This is a genomic window from Tateyamaria sp., from assembly GCF_059783535.1.
Genome location: NZ_JBYNDP010000034.1, coordinates 22,810 through 32,436 on the forward strand (window position 1 = coordinate 22,810; position 9,627 = coordinate 32,436).

General features: G+C 60.0%; 9 protein-coding genes. 3 read left to right on the forward strand and 6 right to left on the reverse strand.

Going from position 1 to position 9,627, the window contains the following annotated elements:
• Positions 1 to 20: 20 nt before the first annotated feature.
• From AC6RA8_RS09050 to AC6RA8_RS09060, 3 genes are all read left to right on the forward strand, one after another.
• The gene (locus tag AC6RA8_RS09050) at positions 21 to 2,462 is read left to right on the forward strand and encodes a ligase-associated DNA damage response DEXH box helicase (protein WP_500352178.1); all 2,442 of its coding nucleotides are present in this window, start codon (positions 21 to 23) and stop codon (positions 2,460 to 2,462) included.
• 101 nt (positions 2,463 to 2,563) lie between these two features.
• Entirely contained in the window at positions 2,564 to 3,235 is a 672-nt protein-coding gene (gene pdeM / locus AC6RA8_RS09055; protein ID WP_500352180.1) for a ligase-associated DNA damage response endonuclease PdeM, read from the forward strand.
• Entirely contained in the window at positions 3,232 to 3,639 is a 408-nt protein-coding gene (locus AC6RA8_RS09060) for a PaaI family thioesterase (RefSeq protein ID WP_500352182.1), read from the forward strand. The genes pdeM and AC6RA8_RS09060 overlap by 4 nt, the downstream gene beginning before the upstream one ends.
• Positions 3,640 to 3,665: 26 nt before the next feature.
• On the opposite strand, the gene folD is transcribed toward AC6RA8_RS09060, so the two are convergent.
• From folD to AC6RA8_RS09090, 6 genes are all read right to left on the reverse strand, one after another.
• Positions 3,666 to 4,568: a bifunctional methylenetetrahydrofolate dehydrogenase/methenyltetrahydrofolate cyclohydrolase FolD gene (gene folD / locus AC6RA8_RS09065; protein WP_500352183.1), complete on the reverse strand. Its 903-nt coding sequence runs from the start codon at positions 4,566 to 4,568 to the stop codon at positions 3,666 to 3,668.
• A gap of 19 nt (positions 4,569 to 4,587) precedes the next feature.
• Entirely contained in the window at positions 4,588 to 5,061 is a 474-nt protein-coding gene (locus AC6RA8_RS09070; protein WP_500352185.1) for a hypothetical protein, read from the reverse strand.
• 109 nt (positions 5,062 to 5,170) lie between these two features.
• On the reverse strand, positions 5,171 to 6,847 hold the full coding sequence (locus tag AC6RA8_RS09075; protein WP_500352186.1) for a formate--tetrahydrofolate ligase: 1,677 nt from the start codon (positions 6,845 to 6,847) through the stop codon (positions 5,171 to 5,173).
• A 302-nt stretch (positions 6,848 to 7,149) separates the two neighbouring features.
• Positions 7,150 to 7,749 (reverse strand): MOSC domain-containing protein, encoded by a 600-nt coding sequence (locus AC6RA8_RS09080; protein WP_500352187.1) that lies wholly within the window; start codon positions 7,747 to 7,749, stop codon positions 7,150 to 7,152.
• A 96-nt stretch (positions 7,750 to 7,845) separates the two neighbouring features.
• Complete coding sequence (locus AC6RA8_RS09085; protein ID WP_500352188.1) at positions 7,846 to 8,463, reverse strand: ferric reductase-like transmembrane domain-containing protein; 618 nt, start codon at positions 8,461 to 8,463, stop codon at positions 7,846 to 7,848.
• A gap of 118 nt (positions 8,464 to 8,581) precedes the next feature.
• Positions 8,582 to 9,627, reverse strand: a 1,046-nt coding sequence (locus AC6RA8_RS09090; protein ID WP_500352189.1) for an AAA family ATPase, incomplete at its 5' end; no start/stop codon positions are given.

Consider the following 9,627-nt stretch of genomic DNA (forward strand, 5'->3'; position numbering starts at 1 on the left):
CAACCGCTACATTGCGCCCCATGAGTGCCACCCTCCCACGCATCTTCACCGACTGGTTCTCCTCCAACGGGTGGAGCATCCATCCTCACCAGCAAGAGATGCTGGAACGTGCAAATGACCCCGCCCTCTTGCTGATCGCGCCCACCGGCGGCGGCAAGACGCTGGCCGGTTTCCTACCCACATTGGCCGATCTGGCAGAGAATGATCACGAAGGGTTACACACGCTCTACATTTCTCCACTCAAGGCGTTAGCCGCTGATATTAAACGAAATCTCCGCACGCCTGTAAGCGAAATGAACCTCGATATCCGGATCGAGGACCGCACCGGCGACACCTCTGCCACTCAGAAAAAACGGCAGCGCGCCGACCCACCGCATATCCTGCTGACCACGCCCGAAAGCCTCGCGCTGCTCACAAGTTACGAAGACGCGCCACGCATGTTCGCGGGCCTCAAACGGGTAATCGTTGACGAAATCCATGCGCTCGCGGAGTCAAAACGCGGCGACCAGATGTTCCTGGCGCTCAGCCGAATCCAGGCCCTGCGCCCCGATCTCAAACGCGTTGGTCTGTCCGCTACAGTCGAGGACCCACAGGCCATTGCTCACCTATTGGCGAAACACCCCGACCCGTGTGACATACTTCATGCAGACCCCGGTCCACCGCCTGACATCAAGATGTTGGTGACAGACGAGCCTCCCCCTTGGTCCGGCTCAGGCGGGAAATACGCCATCCCGGCAGTGCTGGAAGAGGTCAAGAAACACAAGACCACCCTCATCTTCCACAACACACGCGCCCAAGCCGAGCTCTATTTCCACAACATCTGGCTCGCCAACGAAGACCAGCTTCCCATCGGCATCCACCATGGTTCGCTTGATCGCCAGCAACGCGAGAAAGTTGAACAGGCGATGGTCGACGGACAGCTTAAGGCCATCGTCTGCACAGGTACGCTCGATCTGGGCATCGACTGGGGCGACGTCGATCTCATCATCCAGGTCGGCGCGCCCAAGAACGTCAAACGCCTGGTGCAACGGATCGGCCGTGCAAACCACCGCTACAACGCACCCTCCAAGGCATTGCTGGTACCTGCCAACCGCTTCGAAGTGGTGGAGTGTGTGGCCGCGCTGGACGCCGTAAAAGCTGGCGCATTGGACGGCGATCCTCGCGGTCCCGGCCCCCGCGACGTTCTCTGCCAGCACATACTGATCCGCGCCTGCGCAGGTCCCTTTGATGCAACGAACCTCTACGAAGAGGTCAAAAGAACCGGCGCCTACAGCATTCTAAGTCAAGAAGAATTCGACGCTTGCCTCGATTTCTGTGCCACAGGCGGCTACGCCCTGCGCGCCTATGACCAATGGAAGCGGCTGCAACAGCGCCCTGATGGTCAATGGCAACTCCGCGATCCCCGCAGCGCCCAACGCATCCGTATGAACATCGGCACCATTCAGGACACTGATACACTCAAAGTCCGCTTCAAGGGCCGTGGCGGCAAACCTTTGGGAGAGATCGAGGAAGGCTTTGCCGCCTCACTCACACCAGGCGACACGTTCCTGATCGGCGGGCAAATCGTCCGCTACGATTCCTTGCGCGAAATGACGGTGCAGGTGACCCGCGACGCCGCCAAGAAGCCCAAGATTGCCACCTTCCTCGGCACCAAATTTGCCACTTCTACCCAGCTCAGCCACCGCATCATCGAGATGTTCCAGCAGGACACATGGCCTGCCCTGCCGCCACACACATCCGAATGGCTGACGCTGCAACGCCAAGTCAGCCGCCTGCCCGAACCGGGGCGCCTGCTCATCGAAAGCTTCCCGCATGACAACCGGATCCACACCGCCGTCTATGGCTTTGCAGGCCGTAACGCCATGCAAACACTTGGACTTCTCCTGACAAAACGGATGGAAGAAACCGGCCTGAACCCCCTCGGGTTCCTCGCGACCGACTATGCCACGCTGATCTGGGGCCTGAACAAAATCACCGACCCGGCCCCACTTTTCGACATTGACGCCCTGCGGGACGGTCTCGACCGCTGGCTTGCGGGCAACGCTGTTATGAAGCGCACCTTCCGCGCTTCAGCCACAATCGCCGGATTGATCGAACGCAACCTGCCCTCCAATCGCAAGACGGGGCGGCAAGCCACCTTCAGCTCCGACATCCTTTACGACACGCTGACAAAATATGACCCGGACCACCTCATGCTGCAGATCACACGCGAGGAGGCGATGCGCGGCCTTGTTGACTTTGGCCGGATCGAAGAAATGTGCGCGCGCATCGGCACTCGCATCGACCTGACCGAGCACGACCGCATCACGCCGCTCGCCGCACCCTTGATGCTGGAAGTAGGTCGTGTGCCCATCAAAGGACTGGCGGAGGAAAAGCTGCTCGCCGAAGAAGCTGAACGGCTGATGACCACGGCGGGCCTGCCACCCGAACAAAAGAAAAGGGAATGGCGCGTCCCGTTCTAGTCTCCCGCTTCTTCTTACCGGAAACACCACGGGGTTTGGGTCAGCGCCCCAACCGTAAGGCGCATCTTGATGCGCCCCGCCCCCATCGCTATGAACAAAATATGAACACGTGCGATCTCACTCTCGCCGGCGCAGCGCTCAAGGCGCTTGGCTCCGGCGCACTCTACTGGCCCGATCAAAACTTGCTCTGCATCTCGGATTTGCATCTGGGCAAGGCAGAACGCATCGCCAGACGCAGTGGTATGCAACTGCCTCCCTACGAGACGCGCGATACCCTCACCCGCCTCGCTTCAGATCTGGAAACCACAGGCGCACGCACTGTTGTTTGCCTTGGTGACAGCTTCGATGACCTCACCGCAGCAGGCACGCTGCCAGAAGATGAACGGCTCTGGATCACCAAACTGCAGGCAGGCCGCCGGTGGGTCTGGATCGAAGGCAACCACGACCCCGGCCCAATAGAATTTGGAGGCACGCACCTGGCTGAACTGCCCATCGGGGCTCTCACCTTCCGCCATATCGCCAAACCGGGCGCCAGTGGCGAGGTGTCCGGCCACTACCACCCGAAGGCAACATTGCAGACACGGGCACGCGCCATCTCTCGCCCCGCTTTCCTGATCGACAGCGACAAGCTGATCCTACCCGCCTACGGCACGTATACCGGTGGCCTGCGCAGCCACAGCCAGACACTGAGCAAGCTGATGCGCCCCGATGCAAGCGCCGTGCTCACCGGCCCGCGGCCGGTACAAGTGCCCATGCCCCGTGGGGCTGCATGAGGGATCGGATCAAAGCCAGTTTTGCCCTGCAAAGCATGATGCAGACCTTTGGCGCTACTCTGGACGCCATTGAACCGGACCTCGTCACCATCTCGGCCCCAATCCTACCCGGCAGCCGCCAGCAACAGGGCTTTGCGCACGCAGCCCTCACCTTCGGCCTCGGGGACAGTGCAGCGGGCTATGCCGCGCTCACCACGCTCCCTGAAAACCAAGAAGTTGTCACGGCAGAGATCAAGATAAACCTCATCGCGCCGGCAACGGGCGAACGGCTCATGGCAAAAGGCCGGGTGGTTAAACCCGGCCGTCGCTTGATCGTTGTCACGTCAGAGGTGTTCTCCGTGACCAACGGCACCGAAACACTGGTCGCCATCCTGCAGGGCACGATGGTGCCAGTGAACACGTAAGGCGGAGGTGTCCTCCGCCCCGCCTGTCAGGCAGTCAGCCCTTCGGGTTCTGCCAAACCATTCGCACGACAGCACGCCGTCACGGTGTTGGCCAACAAGCACGCGATCGTCATCGGCCCCACGCCGCCCGGGACGGGCGTGATGGCGCCCGCCACTTCGGCGCAGCTGTCATAGTGGCAATCCCCCACCAGCCGCGTCTTACCTTCACCCTTCTCAGGCGCATCAATCCGGTTTATGCCAACGTCAATGACCGTAGCACCGGGCTTGATCCACTCACCGGTCACCATCTCCGGCCGCCCAACAGCCGCCACGACAACGTCCGCACCTCGCACGACATCCTGAATATCCTTCGTCCGCGAATGCGCAATCGTCACGGTACAGCTATCACCCAGCAGCAACTGCGCCATCGGCTTACCGACAATATTCGACCGACCAATGACCACGGCATTCAAACCCGACAGAGAGCCATGATGATCGCGCAACATCATCAGACAGCCAAGTGGCGTGCACGGCACCATCGACTTCTGCCCGGTCCCCAGAAGACCCACATTCGAGATATGGAACCCATCCACATCTTTCGCCGGATCTATGGAGTTGATCACCAGGTCCTCATTCAGATGCCCCGGCAGCGGCAGTTGCACCAGGATCCCGTGGATTTCGGGATCGTTGTTCAGCGACTCGATCAAAGCCAACAGATCGGCTTCGGACGTATCCGCATCCAGCTTATGCTCAACGCTCTTCATGCCGACCTCGACGGTCATCTTGCCCTTGGACCGGACATAGACCTGGCTCGCCGGATCTTCACCCACCAACACAACCGCAAGGCCAGGGGTGATCCCATGCGCTTCTTTCAGGCGGGCCACATGGTCGGCCACCTGGCCCCGCACTTTGGCCGCAAAGGCCTTGCCATCAATTACAGTCGCGGTCATGTCGGTTGGGTCTCCTTGATTATCGGATGAAATTCACCTGATGCGCCCAGCTCTCGCCATCGCTGATCACCAGCGTGTCGAATTCCATCAGTTGCAACAGGTCAAAGAAGGTCGCTACGAATTGCAGCTCTTGCGCGCGAAAGAAGTCATTGTTGCGCATGTTGGATGTCATTTGCGCCAGCACGGCACGGGCGCGGAACAGCGTGGAAAACACGTCGTCATCCAGCGCGATGACGTTTAGGTGTTTGGCATCCTCGCCTTTGGCAAAGAAGACAAAGCGCGGGCTTTCGGGAGCGGCCAGTTGGGCCACTGTCAGGTTCGTCACGAATTCGACCCGCACGCCCTTGCTGGAATCGGGCGCCTCGCGGATCACGCGGGTGAAATCCTCGGTCGAGGTCACCTCGGGATAGTAGTAGCCCTCGTACCGCTCCTGCGCCTGGGCCGTCGCGGCGGCAAAGACAAGGGTGGCAATCAGTGCAAGCGATCTGGTCATAGGTCGTCCTCCAATTGATGGAGAGCACGCTGACCGCCGGGGCGGTGTCGGGTCAATGAGATTTCAGCCCCGTCATCGCTTTGTGACGGGGCCGAGAGGTCGTTTGCGATCAGAACAGGCCTTCGATCTGGCCATCATCGTTCAGCATGATGCTTTCGGCAGACGGCACACGGGGCAGTCCCGGCATCGTCATGATCTCGCCGCAGACAGCGACAATAAAGCCAGCACCGGCGCTCAGACGCACTTCGCGCACCGGCACCGAGTGGCCCGTGGGCGCACCGCGCAGATTTGGGTCGGTCGAGAACGAGTATTGCGTTTTGGCCATGCACACCGGCAGATGCCCGTATCCCTGCTCTTCCCACAGCTTCAGCTGATCGCGGATTTTCTGGTCCATGAGCGCCTCATCCGCGCGATAGATGCGCTTGGCGATGGTCTGGATTTTCTCGGCCAGCGGCATATCGTCTGGGTAGATGGGCGCAAAGTTCGCAGTGTCCGCATCAGCCAGTTCCGCCACTTTGGTCGCCAGATCAGCAGAGCCTTCAGAGCCCAGTTCCCAGTGACGCGACAGGATGGCTTCGGCCCCCTGCTCTGCCACGAAGTCCTTGACCGCTTGGATTTCCGCATCGGTGTCGGTGACAAAATGATTAATTGCCACCACGACCGGCACGCCAAAGGATTTTAGGTTCTCGATGTGGCGACCCAGGTTCGGGCAACCCGCCTTGACAGCATCCACATTCTCTGCGCCCAGATCGGCCTTGGCCACGCCACCGTTCATCTTCATGGCGCGGACGGTCGCGACACAGACAACGACCGAGGGCGCGAGGCCCGCTTTGCGGCACTTGATGTTCATGAACTTCTCGGCACCAAGGTCAGCGCCGAAGCCTGCTTCGGTCACCACATAGTCTGCCAGTTTCAGGGCTGTGGTGGTCGCGATGACGGAATTACAGCCGTGCGCGATGTTCGCGAACGGACCACCGTGCACGAAGGCCGGGTTGTTTTCCAGCGTCTGCACGATGTTTGGCTGCATTGCGTCCTTGAGCAGAACGGTCATCGCACCATCCGCCTTGATGTCGCGCGCAAAGACAGGGCTGCGGTCGCGGCGGTAGGCCACGATCATGTCACCCAGACGCTTCTGCAGGTCCTTGAGGTCTTTGGCGAGGCACAGGATCGCCATGACTTCAGACGCCACGGTGATGTCAAAGCCCGCCTCACGCGGGAAGCCGTTGGCGACGCCGCCCAGTGAGGCTGTGATCTGACGCAAGGCGCGGTCGTTCATGTCAACTACGCGACGCCATACGACGCGGCGGGTGTCGATCTCCAGCTCGTTGCCCCAGTAGATGTGGTTGTCGATCATCGCCGACAGCAGCGAGTGGGCCGAGGTGATCGCGTGGAAGTCACCTGTAAAATGCAGGTTCATCTCTTCCATTGGCACAACCTGGGCATAGCCGCCACCAGCAGCCCCGCCCTTCATCCCAAAGTTCGGGCCAAGCGACGCCTCGCGGATGCAAACGCACGCGTTCTTGCCGATGCGGTTCAGACCATCACCCAGACCCACGGTGGTTGTTGTCTTGCCTTCACCGGCAGGCGTGGGGTTGATGGCTGTCACAAGGATCAGTTTGCCATTCTCGCGATCCTGCACCGAGTTGATGAAGGACTGGGACACCTTGGCTTTGTCATGGCCATACGGCAGCAGATCGGCACTTTCGATGCCCAGCTTGGCCCCGATCTCCTGGATCGGTTTCTTTTGCGCCTCGCGCGCGATTTCGATGTCGGATTTATAGGCCATGGTCGCTCCCCGCAGTCCTGAATGGGCATGTCTTTCGTGGCCTGCATACAGGCGCATGCCTAGGGGTTATGCGTGCGATTCCGACATTTTGGGACGTTGCAGCGGCCCATTCGCAGTCGCCGGTTTCATTTCGGAAACGGTGGGCATGAACGCGAAACCTGGTGCGGGGCGGAGGACACCTCCGCCTTACGACCGGGATTTGTCACTGTAAGGCGCAGTTCACTGCGCCTGCACGGCAGAGGACACCTCTACCTTACTGGGGCTAAAACCTGTAAGGCGCAGGTGTCCTGCGCCCCTCTTGTTCAGCCTGCGCGCGCCGCCTCCAGATGTGGCCAAACCGGCTGATCAGGCACGTGAAGGGTCAGCACATCACCCACGGCCAACCGCCCACCATGTTCGACCCAGGCCGTCACACCGCGCCGCCCCTTGGCCGCAGGCTTATAAAGCTTGCCCAGCCCCTGCGCCTCTTCCTCGATCTCCTTGCCCGGATAGATGCAGGGACGATTTTCAATATCGATGGTAAGACCAACACCGCTTTCCGACATCAGGCGAGAGGCCGGCGGCACATGGGTAAAGTTCGGAATCCCCTCAATCACCAGGGACGCACCGACCCATGCGGGATCTATGCGTTCCAACCCCATCTCGGTCGCTGTCGCAGCCAGTTCCTCGGCACTCAGGATCGACAATTGGCGCGTGTTCCGTATCTCTGTTCCGGGCGTGTATTGCGACCGCACGCGCACGCAAGACGGACGCGTCGGTCCACCGTGATCCTCACCCGGAAAGCCATCCAACGTGACTTCAACGGATTGGGCAGGCACAGCGCGCAGGCTGGCGTCCCGGCTTGGAACGTGACCCAACCACGTTATCTTTGCCGTAAAGGATGTCGGTTTCAGTGCAGGCATTTCGACCCCTCAATCAAGTGTTTCCGAGGTCCTATCAGCGTGCTGCCGGCATGGCCAATGACGCTTTGCTACCGCGTGCGCACAAATCGTGATGACTTATGCCTGGATCGGTCTGCGCACCCGGCGCAATGCCGGACGGATCAACAACGGCGCCAGGCAAACACAGCACCAGAAGATGGATCGACCGACATACCAATCCAGCAAATACCAATGCCAAAGTGCCAGCGCTGCAGCAGGATAGACCAACAAGTGCAATGGCTTCCACGTCCGCCCCAGGCGGCGCACCGACCAAGCGTTTGACGTCAGTGCAAGCACAACAAACAGCGCGAAACTCAACCAGCCAACGGCAAATTCCAGGTGCCACAGATCGAACAGTACTGCGGCCAAACTGCGTTCATGTGCCAAGTAGTACCATAAATGCAGCGCCGCATAGAGTGCACTGCCAAGGCCAAGATGCCGCCGTCTGCGCATCAGCCAACGTCCAAATCCCTGCCCACGACCAATACAATTGATCAGCAGCAGGACCGGGGTGACCGACAGGGTCGCAATCAACAACCACACCGACCATACGCCGCTGTCGTACATGATAGCCGGGTAATAGGCATCCGTACTCCACAATCCGCGAAAGGCGCTTCGTCCCGGCCAAAGCATCGCGAGGTAGAAAAGCGGAACAGATTGGACTGCCGCCTGCAAAAGAGCCGTTGGGGACCACATGGTTCAAAACCTGAACATCTCGGCCAGATGGCACAAGCCTGCTCGCAGGGACGTGATGGAATACGTCAACGAAAAAGGCCCGCTCAAAAGCGGGCCTTCTTACATCTTGATCTCAGGATCAGCCTGTCGGCTCTGGCTCCATCCCACCATCGCCGGACGGACCCGACTTTTTCTTGGCTTTGGGAATGGCCGTCAGGCTGGGCTTCTTGTCCTCGACAGCCGATCCGCCGTCCTCATCATCAGGCGCGTGGGGCGGCTCACCGTTCATAACGCGTTCGATCTCTTCACCGGTCAGAGTTTCGTATTCCAACAGGCCCTGCGCCAGACGCTCGAACTTCTCTTCATTTTCGGTAATGACCTTCAGTGCCCAGTCATACCCATCCTGAATGAACTTCTGAACCTCCTGCTCCACCAGCTCCTTGGTGTTGGCAGAGACCGAGAAACCAGCCGTGTTGCCCTGATATCCCTGGGCCGCTTCGGAATAGTCGATGTTGCCGACCTTGTCCGACATGCCCCATTGCAGGACCATGGCACGGGCCAGCGCAGAGGCTTGCTGGATGTCGCCAGCAGGTCCGTTGGACACCTGATCCTCGCCGTATTTGTGGATCTCAGCCGCCTTGCCGGCCATGGTCATGGCCAGACGCTGGTGGCATTCATCCTTGAACATGTTCAGGCGATCCATCTCGGGCAGGCTCATCACCATGCCCAGCGCGCCGCCACGCGGAATGATCGTCGCCTTATAGACGGGGTCACACTTGGGCAGCAGGTGCCCGACCAGCGCGTGCCCCGCTTCGTGATAGGCGGTCATTTCCTTTTGCTCAGGCGTCATGACCATGCTGCGGCGCTCGGGGCCCATCATGACCTTGTCCTTGGCGGACTCAAAATCGATCATAGTGACGAACCGACGACCCACGCGGGCCGCCATCAGCGCAGCCTCGTTCACGAGGTTGGCCAGATCAGCACCGGAGAAGCCCGGTGTACCACGCGCAATAATGCGCAGATCGACGTCGGGGCCGAGTGGGGTTTTGCGCGCGTGCACGCCCAGAATTTTCTCGCGGCCCTTGATGTCGGGATTGCCCACGGTGACCTGACGGTCAAAACGGCCCGGACGCAGCAGCGCAGGGTCCAACACGTCCTTACGGTTTGTTGCCGCGATGATGATCA

What these genes read in the sequence shown, in the direction of transcription:
- AC6RA8_RS09085 (WP_500352188.1), bottom strand. Translation starts at nt 8,463, where the DNA reads ATGTGGTCCCCAACGGCTCTTTTGCAGGCGGCAGTCCAATCTGTTCCG.
- AC6RA8_RS09070 (WP_500352185.1), bottom strand. Translation starts at nt 5,061, where the DNA reads ATGACCAGATCGCTTGCACTGATTGCCACCCTTGTCTTTGCCGCCGCG.
- AC6RA8_RS09080 (WP_500352187.1), bottom strand. Translation starts at nt 7,749, where the DNA reads ATGCCTGCACTGAAACCGACATCCTTTACGGCAAAGATAACGTGGTTG.
- AC6RA8_RS09075 (WP_500352186.1), bottom strand. Translation starts at nt 6,847, where the DNA reads ATGGCCTATAAATCCGACATCGAAATCGCGCGCGAGGCGCAAAAGAAA.
- pdeM (WP_500352180.1), top strand. Translation starts at nt 2,564, where the DNA reads ATGAACACGTGCGATCTCACTCTCGCCGGCGCAGCGCTCAAGGCGCTT.
- folD (WP_500352183.1), bottom strand. Translation starts at nt 4,568, where the DNA reads ATGACCGCGACTGTAATTGATGGCAAGGCCTTTGCGGCCAAAGTGCGG.
- AC6RA8_RS09050 (WP_500352178.1), top strand. Translation starts at nt 21, where the DNA reads ATGAGTGCCACCCTCCCACGCATCTTCACCGACTGGTTCTCCTCCAAC.
- AC6RA8_RS09060 (WP_500352182.1), top strand. Translation starts at nt 3,232, where the DNA reads ATGAGGGATCGGATCAAAGCCAGTTTTGCCCTGCAAAGCATGATGCAG.